A 19,722-nucleotide genomic window follows, 5' to 3' on the forward strand; every position below is an offset into this window, starting at 1 on the left:
TCACCCCGTTACAGCGTGTCGATAGCGAGTTTCCCGCGCTTGTGCAGACTGTTACGAATAATCACTACCAACAGCGCGGTGATCGCCGCCCCGACCACAATACTGAGCATGTACGCTCCCAGATTGGTGACCAGTGGCCACGCCCAGATCGCCGATTCAGGGAACCACTGCACGGCACCGAGCGCGGTGGCAGTCATTGCACCGGCGATCGCGCCCGCCATATACGCCGGCAGCGTCGCAAGCGGATTTTCCAGCAGGAACGGGATGGCCCCTTCACTGATGCCCATAAAGGCGAGGAACATGGCCGTTTTGCCTTGCGGATAAAGCTGCGGACTAAACAGGCGTTTGCCGGTCAGACGATGGTCAATCAGCGTGGCCAGCCCCAGACCAATGGGCGGAATAACAATCGCCACGGCGCGGGAGGTGATGGGCAGGACATGATCGGTTGTCAGCCCCAGGCCAACAAATCCCGCCGCTTTGTTAATGGGGCCGCCAAGATCAATCGCCGTGGCCGCCGCCATCCCGATGGCGTACATAATGGAGCCCGCCTGACCCGCCGCCAGCAGTACGGTCCGCATACCTGCATTCAGCCAGCCGCCAATCGGCGTGATGATGTAATACATCGCCAGCATTACAAACAGCGCCGAGAGGATTGGGATCAGAAAGGTGCTTTTAAAGGCCAGCAGATACTGTGGAACGTTAATGCGGCTATTCAGCCATTTGACCAGATAGCCTGCGGCTATGGCGATAATCAGCGCGCCAATAAACGTGGAGGGCACGGGTTTGGTGGCAAGCCAGGTCAGTTTTTCCGCATCAAAGTTCAGCACCAGCGTCGGCTGCGTGGCGACAAGGCCACCGATAAACCCGGCCGGGAAGGCCAGTTTTCCGCCGATAGAGTTGGCGACAAAGGCGGCAAACATTGGGATGGCGAAGCTGAACAGCAGCCCGCCGAACGATTCAGTCAGATAGCCAAATTTCAATAGCGAGAGATTGAAACCGGTGAATTTGCCTGAGTTAAGCGCGTCGAGAATACCGGTGTCAGGCGGGATCTCCAGCCAGACGTAGGCGATAAGCTGTGAAATGGCGAGGATAACCCCGCCCATGATAAGTGTTGGCACCATGCGGGATATCCCCGACATAATGTGCTGTGGAAGCTCTTTCCAGAAAGACGCACCGGCGGCAACCGGTGCGGATTTGATGGCAAGAGTGTCACCCTCGTGACTGTCCGGGCGAACCGCGCTGCGTTTTTTAATAGCCATGACGAAAACCCCTGGATGTGAAGATTATTATTGTTCTGCTGCAATCATCTCTTCGATCTCTTTCAGGGTGCCTGCCGCGTTTTTAATGGCGTCCTGAAGCGTAATCTCATACACGTCGCGCATTTCGAAGCGTTCATTGTCTTCCGGGGTGATCGCGATGGCGTGGATGATAATGTCAGCGTCGGCAATATCCTGCGGGGTCAGGCGATTCTGGATCCCGTCCGCGCCCTGGGTTTCAATTTTTACCTCATAACCGGCTTCCGTCGCCGCGTCTTCCAGCGCCTGGGCTGCCATGAAGGTATGTGCCAGGCCCATCGGGCAGGCGCACAGTGCAATCAGTTTTTTAGCCATGTGAAATTCCTCCTGTAGATAACGCCACGATTATGACGGGGAGGTTTCAGTGATGTTTACCAGATTAATAATGCTTTTGCTGGAAAAATGATGCGTGTGAGCGGAAGTGTGAGGTTAATCGTCATATCACGGAAGCCAATGAAAAACCGGGCAAAAAGTTGCCCGGCGCAGCATCAGTAACCGGCTTTATCAATGACAAACTGTTTGCCGCAGTTGCCCGGATGCGGCTGTGGCGCAAAGGAGCCGTCAGAGAGTGGGTTGTTGATGGTGCTGGCGTTCAGCGAGATCTGCATTTCGGTCAGATAAGCCGGATTGCCGTGGCAGGTAAGCTTGAACGCTTTTACGCTCTGTTTTCCCCAGCTTTTGGCCACGGCTGTATCGAAGTCGCTGCGGCGGACGCTTTTGCCATAGTTTTCCGCCAGAAATTTTCCTGCCGCGCTGTGCTTCACTTCCTGGTTCATGCGCACCATGGTGCCGAAGTAAGCGTCGGGATCAAAACCAAAGCAGACGCCGTGTTTCGCGTATTCATAACGTTCAAGGCAGGAGTTGCCGCCCGCGCCGGGCATCACGCTGTTCAGCTTCGCCGCGCCCGTTAGCGATAGTCCGGTCTCTGCGGCGTCACATTTGCGGCTGGCTTTTGCTTCCGGCATATTCGGAACCGGACGAGTGGCGCAGCCGAAGCGCATCCAGCGGCGTTCATCCACTCCGCGAGCGGCAATCGATTTCGGCAATGCTGGCCATAAGCCGTGGACGGTCAGAAAATCGGTTTTGTTGCTGCTCTCTTTTTGCAGGCGACACTCTTCCGGTTCGTCACGGTTACGTTCGACCATGCTCTGGCAAAATCCGGTTTGCCAGGAAAGGGCCAGAACGTAGCGATCGAAATCGCCGTACTGGGTTGGCTTAAGCGGATCTGCCTGAATTGAGAAGACACAGAGTGCAAGCGCTACTGCGCCAGACGGGATAACGATATCCTTCCTGAACATTTGCTTTCCTGATTGGTTGGGCGCGATTAATTTCTGGGGGTTATTAAAGCACAAAAAGCGCCCGCAGGCGCTTTTTGGATATCAGGAATTTCGCTTAGGCAGCGCCGGGAACCAGCACTTCGGTGGCGATAATAACGATAATCAGGCCAACCAGCACCGGCACTGACGTGCGTTTTACCACTTCAAACGGAGAGATTTTCGCCATCCCCGCAACCGCAACCACCACGCCCGATACCGGAGAAATGGTACGACCCAGGTTGGAGGCCTGAAGCATTGGAATGGACAGGTAAGCCGGGTTGATGCCGGAGGAGTGTGCCAGCTTAGGGATCATCTCAACAAAGGCGTAGAACGGCGCGTTACCGGAGCCGGTGGTCATCGCCGCCAGCATGGTCAGCACCACCAGCACCAGCATCAGGATAATGCTGGCCGAGCCGAACGAGGTGGCGATAGAGATCAGGCTCTGAATAAAGCCGATGGTGCTCAGCCCCTGGGCAAACACCCCCGCGGCAACCAGCAGCATCACCACGCCCGCGAAGGCATCCGCCATACCGCGGAAGGCTACTTCCAGACCCGTGAACACTTTCTGGGTGTTAAAACCACGAACGAACTCTAGGATGGCCGCCAGCAGCATACAGATCACCAGGATAGTGATGATGTGCAGCTGCGGGCCCCATTTGCCGTCGAAAATAAGCACGCCAATAATCGGCGTGAAGGGCAGGATGGAATAAAACGCCGGGGCGGTAGTGGTGATTTCGCTGACGTCCATCATTTCGTGGCTGACGTTCTCTTTCTTATCGAGATAGCGCTGCCAGAAGAAATGCGCCACGCCCATGCCGAGAATAGCGGTGATGGAGATCGGCAGTGTGGTTTTGAAGGCGAAGTCAATTAGCGACATTTCCGCGGCTTTCGCGGCCAGCACTACGTCACCGGAAGTAGGGGAGAGAATAATCGCCGCCGGAGAGGCGCAAATAGCCGCCGCTGCACCACGGCTGATCCCGACGTTAACCATTACCGGGAATAAAGTTGCCATTAACAGCACGCCAAGGCCCGTTGCTGAGGAAACGGCTAATGACATCAGACAGGCCAGGAAATAGGCCGCGACCATCAGCAGATAGGGGGAGTTAATATATTGCAGCGGCTTAGAAGCCAGTTTTACCACCATATCATTCGCGCCGATATGGGTCATATAGGCAGCAAATCCGCAGAGCATCATGATCATCATGCCCAGATCGCCGCCGCGGCTCATCAGCAGAATTTTTATATATTCCACAATATCGGTAGCGGTATATCCGGTACTGGCTTCGCTGGCGGGTAAAACCTGATGACCCATTAGCGCGCTAATGATCAGCAGCGTCAGGCCGCCGACAAATAGCACGCCGGTGGCTGAGTAACCTTTAATGATGTAGCGTGCTACACCGACAATGACCACGACTCCAATGAGGAGTTCGAGAAAAGTAAGCATGATTTCCCCTATTTCCTTGCTGCCCGAGAGACAAATAATCAATAAAAAAGAAGCTGAAATGTGCCGAATAAATGTCCAGTCCTTGCTGATTAAAATCAAGAAAGAGACTACTAAAGGCACTGATGACGATATTTTTGCTAACCCTGCGTCATTTATATTAAGACGTTATTGACCTGATGAATAGATATTATATGTCATTAAATTGATGGTGAAGTGTTAAGGTTTTGAGTATTACTTGCCGACAATCGATTTAAAACGTAAATCTCTTTAAAACCACTTCTCTTTCATTCTTTTGCCTGCTTATACTCGGTTCACTTTCTCCTGTCCGACGATCTCAATATGTACGCCAGCTGGACATATCGCCTGCGCTTTATCAAAAAACATCTGCTGATGTTTTTGCTGGCGTTTGGCTGGCTGTTGATCCAGACTCAGGTGGCCGTCGCCTCCCATCAATGTTCAATGGATTTGCGCGGCGAGGTGGCCACCATCCAGCATATGGAGATGATGGCGCAACCGGGGCCGCATTATGCTGCCGGTGCTTCACCGCTGTGTGAAAAACATTGTGTGCCGGATCAGGTACAAAAAGATCCTGCCCAGCCGCATCTGGTGGCGCTGCCTGCCGCCATGACCCTGACCTTAACTCCGCCAGAGTGCTCGTCTGCAAGCCATTCTGCGTGGTCCGTTACCCCTCCTACTGTGGGGCCGCCGGCAACGATCCGCTATTGCCGGTTTCGGGAGTAAAAACCTGTTAATTCGTTGATTTTATTTACTTAACGTTTAACAGGAGTTTTATCATGCGTACCGTATTCCTTTCCGCGCTGGTTGGCGCGTCCGTCTCTTTCGCTTCTTATACCGTTCAGGCAAACCAGACCTGGCAGGGCCGCGGCGTGGTTCAGTCGATCTCTGACAGCGCCGTCATGCTCCGGCACGAGGCCATACCGGAACTAAAATGGTCAGCGATGACCATGCCGTTTACTTTATCTGCCGGCGCCACGCTGAATGGCACCAAACCGGGGGATGAAGTGACCTTCACGCTTGAGCGTGCGGGTGACGGTTTCCAGATTATCTCGCTGACGCCAGCGCGCTAAGCGAGGTCACCATGAAACAACACACACTGAGCCTGTGGCTCGGTGGGGTGTTGTTCGGCCTGTTAACCTCCGCCGCGCAGGCGGAGCCGTGGACGCTCGAACACACCCTGACCGAAGCCCAGCGCTACTCAGCAGAACTCTCCGCCAGCCGTAACGAAGCGCAGGCGCTGGATGCGATGGCGGTTTCCGCCACGCAATTACCAGACCCAAAACTGAAATTCGGCATCGAAAACGTGCCGGTACAGGGCAGCAACGATCGGCGGCTGACGCGCGAAGGGATGACCATGCAGAAGGTTGGCATCATGCAAAGCTACGTCAGCTCAGAGAAGCGGGAACGTAAAGCGCAGACCTTTCAGGCGCAGGCGCGAAGCGTGCTGGCAAAATCCGAGGCCGTCCGCGCCGCGCTTCAGCGTGATACCGCCCAGGCCTGGCTGGATCTGGCGCTGGCCCAGCAGGCACTGAACACGGCCAGAACGCTGGTCCGTGAAACGGAACGTCAGCGCGGCGTGCAGAAGGCGAGCGTCGGGGCGGGAAGCGCAATGCCGGACAGCGTACTGGCCCTGCAAATGATCCTCAGCTCCATGCGCGACAAAGAGACGCTGGCGCAGCGGGATGTGCAGCTGGCGCAAAGCCGTCTGCTGGAGCTTACGGGGCACGCGATTACGGCGGTTCGCGGTCCGCTGCCGCGCTATCAGCGTCTTCCTGCCGATGAAAAAACGTTGCAGGAGGGGATCGTCAGGCACCCGGAAGTGGAGGCCGCACGACGTGAAGCCGAGACCGCGAAAGCGCGTTCAGCGCAATCTGCCGTGGCGGCGATACCCGATGTGGATGTGGAGGTCTATTACGCCCACCGCGCTGAAGGCTATGACGATATGGCTGGCGTGATGTTCAGCGTGGATCTGCCTCTGTTCCAGTCAAAACGTCAGGACAAGGATTACGCCGCCGATGTTTCCCGCTCTATGCAGGCGGCGGATCAACTGACGCTGCTCAAGCGCGAACACATTGCCCAGGTGCAAACGCTGGTGGCGCAGTATCAGGCTGCGCAAACGGTGTGGCAGCGACAGCGGGACGAGGTACTACCGTTGCAGCGTCAACGGCTGGCGGTACTGACGGCGCAATATCGCTCTGGACAGTCGGCGCTTCCGGCCCTGCTGGAGGCGCGTCGTGGCGTACTGGATACGGAACTGGCGGTGAACCAGGCGGAGCGCGAAATGGCGCGAACCTGGGCTGCCGTGAACTGGTTGATCCCGCAGGAGCTGGCGCAATGAAAAAAACAACGTTAATGGCGATTGCCATCGCGATAGCTGCCGCTGGCGGCTATTTTGTCGGACAGAAGCAGACGCATCAGCCGGCTGCGGCTGCACAACCCTCTGAACGTAAGGTGCTTTACTGGTACGACCCCATGGTACCCGGTCAGCGCTTCGATAAGCCGGGTAAATCCCCCTTTATGGATATGGATCTGGTCCCGCGCTACGCTGATGAAGCGCAGGCGGCGTCAGGCGTGGCCATCAGCACTCAACAGCAGCAAAACCTGGGGATGAAAACCGCCAACGTTGAGATGCGCCAGCTGGTTTCGCCGTTCTCGGCCTTTGCCACGGTTGCAACGGATGAACGTAACGTCTCGGTGGTGTCAGCTCCGGCCAATGGCGTGGTGTCAAAATTGTTTGTTAATGCACCGCAGCAGCAGGTGAAAGCCGGAGAGGCGCTGGCGCAACTGTGGATCCCGCAATGGACCACCGCCCAGCAGGAGTATCTCGCAGTTCGTCAGCTTGGCGATGCCGCATTGACCCGCGCCGCACGCGAGCGGCTGGCGTTGCAGTTTATGCCGGAAGAGGTCATTCGTTTGCTGGAGCGTAGCGGCAAGCCGCAGACCACGCTCATCCTGCGCGCTGACCAGGCCGGCTATGTGGTGAAGCTGGACGTGCGGGAAGGGGCGCAAATCACCGCAACGGCTCCGCTGTTTGAGATCGCCAGCCTCGATCCGGTCTGGCTGGTGGTCGATTACCCGCAAACGCAGGCGCAGTCTCTGGCAGTGGGCAGCAACGTGGTCGCAACGTCAGAAAGCTGGCCGGGGGAGCAATTCCACGGCACGGTCAGCGAATTGCTGCCGCAGATGGAGACGACCACGCGAACCCTGAAAGCCCGTATCGTGATGGAAAATTCCGCACATAAGCTGAAGCCGGGTATGTACCTCTCCGTCAGGCGTGCGGAAGAGATGAAAGGCCCGCCGGTGCTGGCGGTGCCGGAAGAGGCGGTGATTAACAGCGGAGAGTCTGCGCGTCTGCTGCTGGCTACCGGGGACGGTTATTTCCAGCCTGTGACGGTGACAACCGGCCTGACGGCGCAGGGCTGGACGGCGATCCTGTCCGGGGTCAAAGAGGGCGATAAGGTGGTGACGTCCGGGCAATTCCTCATTGATTCCGAAGCCAGCCTGCGTAGCGTGATGCCGGAGGTGACGCCATGATTGCCGCTGTGATTCGCGCCTCGTTGCGTAACCGCCTGCTGGTGATCCTGGCCGCACTGATGATGGCAGGCTGGGGCTGGTGGGCGGTGCAACGCGCGCCGCTGGACGCGTTGCCCGATCTGTCTGATGTGCAGGTCATTATCAAAGCGAGTTACCCCGGGAAAGCGCCGCAGGTGATTGAAGATCAGGTGACCTGGCCGCTGACAACCTCCATGTTGTCTGTGCCGGGCGCTAAAACCGTGCGCGGTTTTTCAATGTTTGGTGACGCTTATGTGTATGTGCTGTTTGAGGATGGCACCGATCTCTACTGGGCGCGATCCCGGGTGCTGGAATATTTAAGCCAGGTACAGGCGCAGTTTCCGCCGGGCGTGAAGGTGTCGCTGGGGCCGGATGCGACGGGCGTCGGCTGGATCTACGAATATGCACTGATCGACCGTAGTGGAAAACACAGCCTGGCAGATCTGCGGGCCCTACAGGACTGGACGCTTAAGTTCGAGCTTAAGACGGTACCGAATGTATCTGAGGTGGCAAGTATTGGCGGAATGGTGCGTCAGTATCAGATCGTGGCGGACCCGGCGAAAATGCGCGCGCTGAATATTACCCACAGCCAGCTATCCGGCGCGGTGCAGGCCGCCAATAAGGAGAGCGGCGGCGCCCTGCTGGAGATGGGCGAAGCGGAGTATATGGTGCGGACAACGGGCTATTTGCGCTCGCTGGAGGATTTTCGCAATGTGGTGATCGCTACCCGCGATGGCGTACCTGTCCTGCTGAAAGATGTCGCCACCATTGGCATTGGCCCGGAGATCCGCCGGGGTGTGGCGGAGCTTAACGGTGAAGGGGAGGTCGCTGGCGGCGTGATCGTGATGCGCTACGGGCAGAATGCGCTGGAAACGCTTCATGCGGTAAAAGCGAAACTGAGCGAGCTGCAAGAAACGCTGCCGCAGGGCGTCGAGATTGTTCCGGTCTACGATCGTTCCACGCTGATTGAGGACTCGGTCAAAACGCTGACGCACAAGCTGCTCGAAGAGTTTGCCGTGGTGGTACTGGTGTGTGCGCTGTTCCTGTTCCACCTGCGCTCCGCGCTGGTGGCGATGGTCTCTCTGCCGCTGGGGATCCTCGGGGCTTTTGTGGTGATGCACTATCAGGGCATTAACGCGAATATGATGTCGCTCGGCGGGATCGCCATTGCCATTGGGGCGATGGTGGATGCCGCAATTGTGATGATTGAAAACATGCACAAGGTGCTGGAGCAGTGGCGGCATGATAATCCGGGCAAGGAGCCCGCGCCGGGGGAATACTGGCGTCTGGCGGAAAAGGCGGCGGTTGAAGTGGGACCGGCGCTGTTTTGCAGCCTGTTAATCATCACGCTGTCATTTATACCGGTTTTTTCGCTGGAAGCGCAGGAGGGGAGAATGTTCTCGCCGCTGGCGTTCACCAAAACCTGGTCGATGGCCGTGGCCGCCGGGCTTGGGATCACCCTGGTGCCGGTGCTAATGGGCTTTTTCATTCGCGGGAAAATCCCGGATGAGAAGGCAAACCCGATCAACCGCCTCCTGATCCGCCTGTATGAGCCGCTGCTGGACAAGGTACTGACCTTCCCGAAAACGACGCTGGCACTGGCATGTCTGCTGCTGATCGCCACGCTCTGGCCGCTGAGCCGCCTGGGAAGCGAATTTATGCCGCCGCTGGATGAAGGAGATTTACTCTATATGCCCTCCACGCTGCCGGGGATCTCTGCTCGCGAGGCATCACGGCTGCTTCAGCAGACGGACCGCTTGATCAAAAGCGTCCCGGAGGTGGCGAGCGTGTTTGGCAAAGCCGGTCGGGCAGAGTCGGCAACCGATCCCGCGCCATTAACCATGCTGGAAACAACCATCCACTTTAAGCCCCGCGAGCAGTGGCGGCCAGGAATGACGCCGCAAAAGCTGGTGGAGGAGCTCGATAAAACCGTGTCGCTGCCGGGCATTGCCAATGTGTGGGTGCCGCCTGTCCGTAACCGTCTGGACATGCTGGCAACCGGGATCAAAAGCCCGGTCGGCATTAAGGTGAACGGCAATAATATTGCCGACATTGAGCGTGTGGCCCGGCAGATTGAGCAGGTGGTGAAGGACGTTCCTGGCGTCTCCTCTGCGCTGGCGGAGCGTCTGGAAGGCGGACGCTACGTGGATATTCGTATCGATCGGCAAAAAGCCGCGCGCTACGGCGTTTCCGTCGATGAACTGCAAAGCCTGGTCTCCACGCTGGTCGGGGGCGATAACATTGGCGAGGTGATCCAGGGACGCGAGCGGTATCCCATCAACCTGCGTTATCCCCGCGATTTGCGTGATAACGTCGACGCGTTGCGGGTGTTGCCGGTAGTGACCGCCAGCGGTAGCCAGGTGGCGCTGGGGGAATTGGCCGATATCGTCGTGACGGAAGGCCCACCGATGCTAAAAAGTGAAAACGCGCGCCTTTCCAGCTGGATCTATGTTGACTTGCGCGGGCGCGATCTGAAGTCCGCCGTGGATGAAATGCAAAAACGGGTGGAGGAGAAGGTGGTATTGCCGCAGGGCGTGTCTCTCTCCTGGTCCGGGCAGTTTGAATATCTGGAACGGGCGACCGCGAGGCTCAAAATAGTTTTACCTGTCACGCTGATGATTATATTCGTCCTTTTATGGTTAACCTTCAGGCGGATATCAAATGTCCTGATAATAATGGGGGCATTGCCGTTCGCGCTTATTGGGGGCGTGTGGTTATTGTGGCTGCTTGAATATAATTTGTCAGTGGCGGGGGCCGTTGGCTTTATCGCCCTTTCCGGAGTGGCGGCAGAATTCGGCGTAATTATGGTTCTTTATTTGAATCATGCGATCGATAAATATCACAGGCTGGAGCCAGAAGGGGGAAATACGGTGCTGATGCGGGCGATCCACGAAGGTGCCGTGCTGCGCGTGCGTCCGAAGGTGATGACGGTCGCCACTATTATGGCAGGACTGCTGCCCATCATGTGGGGGAGTGGGAGTGGCTCGGAGGTGATGCAACGTATTGCCGCGCCGATGATTGGTGGCATGGTAACGGCACCGTTATTGTCGATGTTAGTTATTCCCGCACTCTACAAATTGTTACATCAACGTTAAATATGTCAACTGCATGTGCTTATTCAGGCATGCAGTTTATGTATCCTCAGATTATTCCCAGGAACGGGATGGTAATTAGGAATAACACCCATGCTGTTAAGCGTTCATTCAAGTATTCTGTGTTAAGGTCTGCACCGAATACTAAATATGGTAATGGCATTGTGATTGTACGAATTAAATTCCCCCTGATTTTGTTGTTTATTATTGGGCAGTTATCGTGTGCGTCTGCTGTTAATGCAGACAGCAATACAGCGGATAAAGGCTGGTTCACCACCTTCACGGATAACGTCGCGCAAACATGGAATGAACCTGAGCATTACGATCTCTATATTCCGGCCATTACGTGGCATGCACGTTTCGCCTACGATAAAGAAAAAACAGACCGTTATAACGAACGTCCGTGGGGGGCCGGCTTCGGTCAGTCTCGCTGGGATGAAAAAGGTAACTGGCATGGCCTGTACCTGATGGCGTTTAAGGACTCCTACAATAAATGGGAGCCTATTGGCGGTTACGGCTGGGAAAAAACCTGGCGTCCGTTATCAGACGACAACTTCCGTCTCGGGCTGGGCTATACGGCAGGGTTTACGGCGCGTGATAACTGGAAATACATTCCTGTTCCGGTACTGCTGCCGCTTGCCTCCATTGGTTACGGTCCGGCGACGTTTCAGATGACCTACATACCGGGTACGTATAACAACGGTAACGTTTACTTTGCCTGGATGCGGTTTCAGTTTTAACTGAATTTTTCTGCTAAATCGGCCAAAAAATGCACAGACATTAAAATGTAAAGGATAAAAATCGGACAGCGAAAATTAACGCGACTTTTGTCACTTTTTATCAAAGATCCGCTGGACAAAACGCCTCACAATTGTTGTACTGATACCCGACACAGCATTTGTGTCGTTTTTTAATGTAAAGGTAATTTTGATGTCTAAGATTAAAGGTAACGTTAAGTGGTTTAATGAGTCCAAAGGATTCGGTTTCATTACTCCTGAAGATGGCAGCAAAGACGTGTTCGTACACTTCTCTGCAATCCAGTCTAATGGTTTCAAAACTCTGGCTGAAGGTCAGCGCGTAGAGTTCGAAATCACTAACGGTGCCAAAGGCCCTTCTGCTGCTAACGTAATCGCTCTGTAATTCAGACGCGTCAGCAAGAATTTCAAAACCCGCTCAATGAGCGGGTTTTTTTCGTTCTGAATCAACCGATAAGATAGATCTTCAGGAAGCTGGCGACGATCGCGACGCTTAGCAATACCATACCTGCGCCTAAGAGATTTTCTTTCATGCTATCACCCTCGTTCAATATTGAGCCAAGAGTGACAGAGAAAAATTAAGCCAACATTAAGGTTGCCGTGCTTAATGTCCGCTGGCGGAGGAAAATAACCAGAATGCGATCGCAGTCATCGCAAACGAGCCAAGCATGTTAACGGCAATGTTCGTCAGCGCCCAGCCCATCCGGCCTTCCTGAAACAGAAACACCACCTCCGCAGAGAAGGTAGAAAACGTTGTTAAGCCGCCGCAGAAACCGGTTGTAATCAGAACCTTCCACATAGGGTCGATGTTGGTCATGCGATTAAACCAGGCCAGCCCCATCCCAATAATAAACGCCCCGATCAGATTTGCCGCCAGTGTCCCCATCGGAATGGCCTGATGCAGAGGGTTAAACCGCATGCTTAAGAGCCACCGCGCAACGCTACCCGTGCCTCCACCAATAAAAACGGCTATAAGTAGTTGTAACACTGTCAGTACCTGCTATTTGCTGTGTAAGTGCGTCGAGTGTAACGCTGTTTTTGACCGGGAGACAATTATGTATGTTGCAGTAGGGCAGTTCGCGGTGACGCCGGACTGGAATGAAAACGCGGAAAAATGCGTCTCCCTGATGCATGCGGCGAAGCAAAAGGGGGCGTCGTTGCTGGTACTTCCCGAGGCGTTACTGGCCCGTGATGATGGCGATCCGGACCTGTCGGTAAAGTCTGCGCAAACGCTGGAAGGGGCGTTTCTGAAACGACTGCTGGCCGAAAGCGTTGGCAGCGCGCTCACCACGATATTGACGGTCCATATTCCGTCCTCGCCGGGGCGCGCGGTGAACACGCTGGTGGCGATACGTGAGGGTGCCATTGCCGCGAGCTACGCCAAACTTCATCTGTATGATGCGTTCAGCGTTCAGGAGTCGCGCCTGGTCGATCCGGGGAGTGTAATTCCGCCGCTGATTGAGGTGGAGGGTTTTAAGGTTGGCCTGATGACCTGCTACGATATCCGTTTTCCCGAGCTGGCGCTGAACCTGGCATTGCAGGGGGCGGAGGTGCTGGTTCTGCCCGCCGCGTGGGTCAAAGGACCGCTTAAGGAGCATCACTGGGCGACGCTGCTGGCAGCACGCGCGCTGGATACCACCTGTTACGTGGTAGCCGCGGGTGAATGTGGTAACAAAAATATTGGGCAGAGCAGGGTTGTCGATCCGCTGGGGGTGACGGTTGTTGCGGCAGCGGAGACGCCTGCGTTATTGCTGACGGAGATAATTTCAGCCCGAATAGCGCTTGCGCGGCAGCAATTACCTGTTCTGCGCAACCGCAGGTTTGCGCCACCGCAATTAATGTGATGTTTTTTTCAACAATGCTTGATTCACCTTGTTACAGATTGCTATTGTGTGCACGCGCCAAATGACCGTTAATACGTTCAGGTTTTTTGGCGGAATGCAGCCTGTTTCATGTAAAGAAGGTATTTATGGGTGAGATTAGTATTACCAAACTGCTGGTGGTTGCCGCACTGGTCGTCCTGCTGTTCGGTACCAAGAAGTTACGCACGCTGGGTGGAGACCTGGGTGCTGCCATTAAGGGCTTTAAGAAAGCAATGAACGATGACGACGCGGCAGCGAAGAAAAGTGCCGAAGATGACATCACTGCACAGAAGCTTTCACACAAAGAGTAATGGCAATGCTGCAAGGCTTGCATAAAAAAACCGGCTCACGAGGCCGGTTTTTTGTTTTACTGTAAATAAATTTTACAGCTTTATTTCACTTCTTCGCCCTTCGCCTGCATATCGGCGTGATAAGAGGAGCGAACAAACGGACCGCACGCGGCATGGGTAAAGCCCATCGCCATCGCTTCGGCTTTCATTTCATCGAACTCATCCGGGCTTACGTAACGCTGTACAGGCAGGTGGTGACGGCTTGGCTGGAGGTACTGGCCCAGCGTCAGCATGGTGACGCCGTGGCGGCGCAGATCGCGCATCACTTCAATGATCTCAGCGTTGGTTTCACCCAGGCCGACCATCAGACCAGACTTGGTTGGAATATGCGGATGGGCTTCTTTAAAGCGTTCCAGCAGCTTCAGCGACCAGTTGTAGTCTGCACCGGGACGTACCTGACGGTAGATACGCGGTACGTTCTCCAGGTTGTGGTTGAACACGTCTGGTGGCGTCGCGGTCAGGATATCGAGCGCGCGATCCATACGGCCACGGAAATCCGGCACCAGCGTCTCAATCTTAATGTTCGGGCTTTTTTCGCGGATGGCGGTAATACAGTCAGCAAAATGCTGAGCACCGCCATCGCGCAGATCGTCACGGTCAACGGAGGTAATAACAACATAACGCAGCGCCATATCGGCAATCGTCTGCGCCAGTTTTTGCGGTTCGTTAGCGTCTGGCGCAACAGGACGGCCATGGGCAACGTCACAGAACGGACAGCGGCGGGTGCAGATGGCACCCAGAATCATAAATGTCGCGGTACCGTGATTGAAACATTCAGCAAGGTTAGGGCACGAGGCCTCTTCACAGACAGAGTGAAGACCATTTTTGCGCATCGCCGCTTTGATCCCCTGGATACGCGAAGAGTCGGCCGGAAGTTTGATTTTCATCCATTCCGGTTTTCTTAACAGCGCCTCGCGCTCTGTAGCCACGTTTTTAACCGGGATAAGGGCCATTTTATCGGCATCGCGGTATTTAACACCGCGTTCCATCACAATGGGTTTACTCATAGCGTGCGTGTTCCAGTTGCGAATATCGAAGGAAAGCGTTTCAATTCAAGGGAATGTTGTAATTATCAACTATTTTTGAACGAACGACAGGCAGTATATCATTTAAAGGGGCGATAAAGCAGCCTGCCAGGTCGCCAATTTGTAAAATAGTTGTTGTTTTGTGCCTTTTGCCCCGCTTGCGGCAGGGGCTTGCGCTGAAAGGCGGGATCAGAAAGCCTGGCGGATCACGTTAATGACGTTTTCCAGCACCGGATCGCGCAGGCTTAGCTTGTTGTAATGCAGTGAGATTTCAACAGATTCCGTCGTAAGTTGACTCAATGGAATGCTCTCCAGCGGCCAGCATTTTTGAAGTAAAGCGAAGAGACGCACAGGCATAATACAGAGCAAATCGCTGCTGCCAATCAGGGCCGCGAGGGTAAACATATTGTAACTGCTGAAGCTGATCAGACGGTCCGGGAACAGTTCGTCAATACGCTGGCGCAGCGGATCCGGGCCCTGCCCCTCGGACATAAAGGTTGCATGTTCGTAATGACGCAAATTTTCAGGCGTTAAAGGTGCGCTCAATACAGGATGATTCTGACGACAAACGAGCGCCAGAGAGTCGGTATAGAGAACGTTATGCCCTAATGCTCTGGCCGCGAAGCTGTTGCTGTCGATGATCAGGTCCGTCTGGAATTGCGCCAGCTGAGTTTCCGGATCGTTAACGGGCACATTGCGGATCAGCAGCTGTGGCGCATGCTGTTTAACAGCCTGGTAAATAGCGGGCATGACCAGAACGCCCACAGAGGGAGAAGTGCCTATGGTGATGGTTCGTTGCTTATCGTAACTGCCGGTGAGATCCAGCGCGCCCAGAATCGATTCCAGACCCTGGCTGATGTACTCATGCAGATGGGTTGCGTACGCGGTGGGGGTTACGCCCTGGCCTTTACGAATAAATAAGGGATCGGGAAATATCGCGCGCAATTTTTGAATTGACTGGCTAATAGCAGAGGGTGTGAGATTAAGAATTTTCGCAGCATTAACGATACCTTTGTGGACATATACCGCCTCAAAAATAGTCAATAAATTGAGATCAATATTACGTAAAGTCCGGAAAATTTGCGGCTTATCTTCGCCGCTGGTTTCATTCAGGCGTTTGGCTGGTAAATTAGTAGGCTCCACGCTCTTACTCCGTATCCATTCACAATATGAATGATAGTTGAATTTATTTATTATGCTTGCAGAGATTCGTAAAGTGTTTCGTAAGTTTCCCTTGTTTATCGAAAACAAGCAGTTGGGTGATTATCACGCACGTTACACGATACCCGGTGATGGTACTATTAAGGTTCTAATTAATATGGGACGCTAATATATGGGCGACTCGAAAATATAGAATATGCGGTTTATTGTAAAGCGTAAATGCGGCAATTAAGCAGTGGCTAGTCAAATAACCGAACCACTGCCGGAAGTGTGTTAAGCAGCAATATATTCGTAGTCAGGATTGTTAAGCAGCGCTAAAAACATCTTCAGAAGCACGGGGCGGATATTCTCAGGCGTGGCGGTAGCGACCCACTGGCGCATTTGCGTCATTTCCATACCCGCATACCCGCATGGGTTGATGCGCTGGAAAGGGGTGAGATCCATATTGATATTCAGCGCCAGCCCGTGGAACGAGCAGCCTTTGCGGATACGCAGCCCCAGCGAACAGATTTTCTTCTCTCCCACGTAGACGCCCGGGGCATCGGCGCGAGGATGAGCGTCGATACCGTACTCAGCGAGCGTGTTCACCACGGTCTGTTCCAGTAAGGTCACGAGCTCACGTACGCCCAGCTTTCTGCGTTTCAGGTTAAGCAGGACATACATTACCTGCTGGCCCGGGCCGTGGTAGGTTACCTGTCCACCGCGATCGCTCTGGATCACCGGGATATCACCCGTCATCAATAAATGTTCGGCTTTTCCTGCCTGGCCCTGAGTAAACACCGGCATGTGTTCAACCAGCCAGATTTCATCAGGGGTGGTGTCATCGCGCATATCGGTAAAGTCATGCATAGCCTGAGAGACTGGCTCGTAAGGCTGTATCCCAAGATGGCGAACAAGAATTTTATCCTGGTACAAAAGGACGTCTCCGAAGACAAGGGAGAATAGGTAACGCGGAGTATATCACAGCGGGGAAGTGGGTTACCCGGCAAACCGGGTAACCGCTGAGGGACTACAGCACCATACGAACAATTTCGATATTGCCGAGCTCTTCGTACAGCGTCTCAACCTGCTCAATGTGTGTCGCAGTGATGGTGATTGAGACCGAGTGGTAATTACCTTTGCTGCTCGGTTTGACTGATGGAGAGTAGTCGCCCGGCGCATGGCGCTGTACCACTTCAACCACCTGATCAACCAGCTCAGGTTTCGCCAGACCCATTACTTTGTAAGTAAAAGGGGTAGGGAATTCAAGCAGTTCGTTAAGTTTGGTTTTCATGTCAGCTCCGGCGTGTGTGTAAAAAATAATAACTCCCGCCACGGGGCGGGAGTTTTACTGATACGTAGTATATGGGGATCAAAATCACACTTTCAAGTGTTCAATTTTTAACCAAACCAGTGATGGAACATCAGCTTAATGTAATCAATGATTTTGCCGAAGAAATTGCCTTCAGGAATCTCCTCCAGCACCACCAGCGGGCGTTGATCGATGGTTTTGCCATCCAGCTGGAAGTTGATAGTACCCACGACCTGATTCTTTTGCAGTGGGGCGTGCAGCTCGGTGGTATTCAGCACGTAGCTGGCTTTCAGATCTTTCATACGACCGCGTGGGATAGTCAGATAGAGATCTTTGTCCACGCCCAGGGAAGCGCGGTCGTTATCGCCAAACCAGACAGGTTCAGAGGCAAATTCTTTACCGGCTTTCAGCGGGTTCACGGTTTCGAAGAAGCGGAAGCCCCAGGTCAGCAGTTTTTTGCTTTCCGTTTCGCGTCCTTTAAACGTACGCCCCCCCATCACGGCAGAGATCAGACGCATCTGACCTTCAGTGGCGGAGGCCACCAGGTTATAACCAGCTTTATCGGTGTGGCCGGTTTTGATACCGTCGACGTTCAGGCTGTTGTCCCACAGCAGGCCGTTACGGTTGGTCTGACGAATGCCGTTGAAGGTGAACTCTTTCTCTTTGTAGATAGAGTACTCGTTTGGCACGTCGCGGATCAGCGCCTGACCGATCAGCGCCATGTCACGCGCGGAGCTGTACTGACCCTCGGCGTCCAGGCCGTGAACGGTCTGGAAGTGGCTGTTTTTCAGACCCAGCGCGGAGACGTAGCTGTTCATCAGGCCCACAAACGCGTCCTGGCTGCCCGCGGCAAAATCAGCCATGGCCACGCAGGCGTCGTTACCGGACTGCAAGTTGATGCCACGGATAAGCTGAGAGACCGGAACCTGCATGCCAGGTTTCAGGAACATCAGCGATGAACCTTTGAACACGGGGTTGCCGGTTGCCCACGCATCGTTACCGATAGTCACCAGGTCGGTTTCTTTGAATTTGCCTGCTTTCATAGCCTGGCCGATAACATAGCTGGTCATCATTTTGGTCAGGCTGGCCGGATCGCGGCGGGCATCGGCGTTCTGTTCTGCCAGAACTTTGCCGGAGTTGTAATCAATCAGGATGTAGGATTCCGCGTCGATCTGCGGAACGCCAGGGATCATGGTCTTGATGTTCAGGTCATCCGCGTGAGCTGCGGAGAATGCAGCAGCGCAAAGGGCCGTGGTCAGCGCCATGCGCTGCACAAAACGAGCAGAAAAAGTGGTCTTCATGGTCAGAACTACGACATCCGTGATGGAATTAAAAAAGTGCCTTACTATAGCAAATGCTATACGGGCAGGCATCCGACTTTCATCATGAGAGTGTTAACGTGGTTTACACAAACTGACATTTCGGATACCACCGAATAATTATTTTGCAACAGCGATAAACGACTGGAGCTGCGCCTCGCTCTGCAAACGCTGTTGCAGGGATGCTGCCTGCGATTTGCTGGCAAACGGACCCATCTGGATACGCCATACCGCACCGTTTTGCTCAACGCGGCCTGGCACGCCAAACTGTTTGCTTAAACGCTGCTGATATTGCTCTGCACGGGTCCGATCGCTGACAGCGCCAACCTGAACCACGTAGCTGCCGCTCGCCGTCGCAGGCGCCGCAGTCTGCGTAGCAGCAGGCGCGGTCACCGGGGCGGGTTGTGCAGCGGGTGCAGCAACGACGGGCGCAGGCGCTGGGGCAGGTTCATTTGATTCAATCACGCCCGGCGCTAACGTGGTGGGTGCGCCAAGGAAACCACTGCTTTTCACCGGGGCGCCTGTCGCGTCTTCACTTTGCAGCGTATCGTTGCTGATAGCACGCACTTCACCCTGCGGCTGTGTGGGCTCTGCCGGCGTTGAAGCGCCCCCCATACCACCGCTCAGATCCGGGCGAGCGGGCAGGGCATAGGTCTGTTTCGCGACCGTGGTACAGGCCGTGCCCGGGCCAGACAGCGAACCATCCTGCGCCACGATAATTGGGTCGATACGCACTTTAGTATTGTTTGAGGTGTTCAGACGGTCGGCCGCCGCGCGGGACAGGGAGATCACGCGATCGGTGCCGTAAGGACCGCGATCGTTGATACGCACCACGATCATTCGGCCATTCGCCAGGTTAGTGATGCGTGCATAGCTCGGGACAGGCAGCGTCGGGTGTGCCGCCGTGATCTGCATCGGATCGAAGGTTTCACCCGACGCGGTCAGGTTGCTACCGGGCTCAGCGTCATAGATGGCAGCAAAGCCAGCCTGGCTGAAACGGGAAGGATCCTGAACGATTTTATAGCTTTTACCGTCGCGCTGATAATCCTGATTCACGCTGGCGTTCAGCGGTTCATAAACGGGATCGGCACCGCTAATCTCGACAATCGGGCCATTACAGACCGCAGGCTGCGGCGGCGCGACGGTTGCCTGTTGCTGACCATCATCACTTGTACAGGCGGCAAGTAAACTTGCTGCGATGTAGATCCCCAGCCACTGCTTACGCATTGCGATCCCCTTATT

General features: G+C 54.7%; 20 protein-coding genes. 9 read left to right on the plus strand and 11 right to left on the minus strand.

The features are described from left to right. Positions 1-8: 8 nt before the first annotated feature. The 4 genes from RY075_RS06450 to dcuC form a co-directional block, all read right to left on the minus strand. Positions 9-1,259, minus strand: a complete 1,251-nt coding sequence (locus RY075_RS06450) for a PTS fructose transporter subunit IIC (RefSeq protein WP_338628328.1) — start codon at positions 1,257-1,259, stop codon at positions 9-11. A gap of 27 nt (positions 1,260-1,286) precedes the next feature. Then, entirely contained in the window at positions 1,287-1,610 is a 324-nt protein-coding gene (locus RY075_RS06455; RefSeq protein ID WP_058659397.1) for a fructose PTS transporter subunit IIB, read from the minus strand. A gap of 173 nt (positions 1,611-1,783) precedes the next feature. Then, positions 1,784-2,593 carry a ribonuclease I gene (rna, locus tag RY075_RS06460; RefSeq protein WP_023315614.1) on the minus strand — a complete coding sequence of 270 codons (810 nt, stop codon included), beginning with the start codon at positions 2,591-2,593 and terminating at the stop codon, positions 1,784-1,786. Positions 2,594-2,687: 94 nt separating this feature from the next. Further along, complete coding sequence (gene dcuC / locus RY075_RS06465; RefSeq protein WP_017382481.1) at positions 2,688-4,055, minus strand: anaerobic C4-dicarboxylate transporter DcuC; 1,368 nt, start codon at positions 4,053-4,055, stop codon at positions 2,688-2,690. Positions 4,056-4,394: 339 nt separating this feature from the next. Between dcuC and RY075_RS06470 the strand changes: the two genes are divergently transcribed. The 7 genes from RY075_RS06470 to cspE all read left to right on the plus strand — a co-directional run bounded on the left by RY075_RS06470 (position 4,395) and on the right by cspE (position 11,857). Then, positions 4,395-4,796 (plus strand): hypothetical protein, encoded by a 402-nt coding sequence (locus RY075_RS06470; RefSeq protein ID WP_302378202.1) that lies wholly within the window; start codon positions 4,395-4,397, stop codon positions 4,794-4,796. A gap of 53 nt (positions 4,797-4,849) precedes the next feature. Further along, positions 4,850-5,143 carry a copper-binding protein gene (locus tag RY075_RS06475; protein WP_032608845.1) on the plus strand — a complete coding sequence of 98 codons (294 nt, stop codon included), beginning with the start codon at positions 4,850-4,852 and terminating at the stop codon, positions 5,141-5,143. Positions 5,144-5,154: 11 nt separating this feature from the next. Further along, a complete protein-coding gene (locus RY075_RS06480) occupies positions 5,155-6,411 on the plus strand; it encodes a TolC family protein (protein WP_233131842.1) in 1,257 nt (418 codons plus the stop codon). Next, the gene (locus RY075_RS06485; RefSeq protein ID WP_063401324.1) at positions 6,408-7,607 is read left to right on the plus strand and encodes an efflux RND transporter periplasmic adaptor subunit; all 1,200 of its coding nucleotides are present in this window, start codon (positions 6,408-6,410) and stop codon (positions 7,605-7,607) included. Before RY075_RS06480 ends, RY075_RS06485 begins: the two co-directional genes overlap by 4 nt. After that, the gene (locus tag RY075_RS06490) at positions 7,604-10,720 is read left to right on the plus strand and encodes an efflux RND transporter permease subunit (RefSeq protein ID WP_302378201.1); all 3,117 of its coding nucleotides are present in this window, start codon (positions 7,604-7,606) and stop codon (positions 10,718-10,720) included. Before RY075_RS06485 ends, RY075_RS06490 begins: the two co-directional genes overlap by 4 nt. 119 nt (positions 10,721-10,839) lie before the next feature. Then, on the plus strand, positions 10,840-11,457 hold the full coding sequence (gene pagP / locus RY075_RS06495) for a lipid IV(A) palmitoyltransferase PagP (protein ID WP_088196724.1): 618 nt from the start codon (positions 10,840-10,842) through the stop codon (positions 11,455-11,457). 190 nt (positions 11,458-11,647) lie between these two features. Further along, positions 11,648-11,857: a transcription antiterminator/RNA stability regulator CspE gene (gene cspE, locus RY075_RS06500; protein ID WP_002439184.1), complete on the plus strand. Its 210-nt coding sequence runs from the start codon at positions 11,648-11,650 to the stop codon at positions 11,855-11,857. A 219-nt stretch (positions 11,858-12,076) separates the two neighbouring features. Here cspE and crcB read toward each other — a convergent pair whose 3' ends face one another. Next, positions 12,077-12,460 carry a fluoride efflux transporter CrcB gene (gene crcB, locus RY075_RS06505; RefSeq protein ID WP_017382474.1) on the minus strand — a complete coding sequence of 128 codons (384 nt, stop codon included), beginning with the start codon at positions 12,458-12,460 and terminating at the stop codon, positions 12,077-12,079. 67 nt (positions 12,461-12,527) lie between these two features. Between crcB and RY075_RS06510 the strand changes: the two genes are divergently transcribed. Both RY075_RS06510 and tatE read left to right on the plus strand, forming a co-directional pair. Then, positions 12,528-13,316, plus strand: a complete 789-nt coding sequence (locus RY075_RS06510) for a deaminated glutathione amidase (RefSeq protein WP_232967336.1) — start codon at positions 12,528-12,530, stop codon at positions 13,314-13,316. Positions 13,317-13,441: 125 nt separating this feature from the next. Continuing rightward, the gene (tatE, locus tag RY075_RS06515) at positions 13,442-13,645 is read left to right on the plus strand and encodes a twin-arginine translocase subunit TatE (protein WP_003858723.1); all 204 of its coding nucleotides are present in this window, start codon (positions 13,442-13,444) and stop codon (positions 13,643-13,645) included. Positions 13,646-13,725: 80 nt separating this feature from the next. Here tatE and lipA read toward each other — a convergent pair whose 3' ends face one another. The 6 genes from lipA to rlpA form a co-directional block, all read right to left on the minus strand. Then, positions 13,726-14,691, minus strand: a complete 966-nt coding sequence (lipA, locus tag RY075_RS06520) for a lipoyl synthase (RefSeq protein ID WP_006809637.1) — start codon at positions 14,689-14,691, stop codon at positions 13,726-13,728. Between the two features lie 207 nt (positions 14,692-14,898). After that, complete coding sequence (locus RY075_RS06525) at positions 14,899-15,852, minus strand: YbeF family transcriptional regulator (RefSeq protein WP_023315623.1); 954 nt, start codon at positions 15,850-15,852, stop codon at positions 14,899-14,901. Positions 15,853-16,143: 291 nt separating this feature from the next. After that, positions 16,144-16,785: a lipoyl(octanoyl) transferase LipB gene (lipB, locus tag RY075_RS06530; protein ID WP_232967338.1), complete on the minus strand. Its 642-nt coding sequence runs from the start codon at positions 16,783-16,785 to the stop codon at positions 16,144-16,146. Between the two features lie 94 nt (positions 16,786-16,879). Next, a complete protein-coding gene (ybeD, locus tag RY075_RS06535; RefSeq protein ID WP_003858718.1) occupies positions 16,880-17,143 on the minus strand; it encodes a DUF493 family protein YbeD in 264 nt (87 codons plus the stop codon). A 107-nt stretch (positions 17,144-17,250) separates the two neighbouring features. Beyond that, complete coding sequence (gene dacA, locus RY075_RS06540; protein WP_003858714.1) at positions 17,251-18,462, minus strand: D-alanyl-D-alanine carboxypeptidase DacA; 1,212 nt, start codon at positions 18,460-18,462, stop codon at positions 17,251-17,253. A gap of 138 nt (positions 18,463-18,600) precedes the next feature. After that, positions 18,601-19,707, minus strand: a complete 1,107-nt coding sequence (rlpA, locus tag RY075_RS06545) for an endolytic peptidoglycan transglycosylase RlpA (protein ID WP_276191044.1) — start codon at positions 19,705-19,707, stop codon at positions 18,601-18,603. Between the last annotated feature and the right edge of the window lie 15 nt (positions 19,708-19,722).

It is taken from the genome of Enterobacter sp. JJBC, assembly GCF_036936505.1.
Classification (GTDB): domain Bacteria; phylum Pseudomonadota; class Gammaproteobacteria; order Enterobacterales; family Enterobacteriaceae; genus Enterobacter; species Enterobacter hormaechei_C.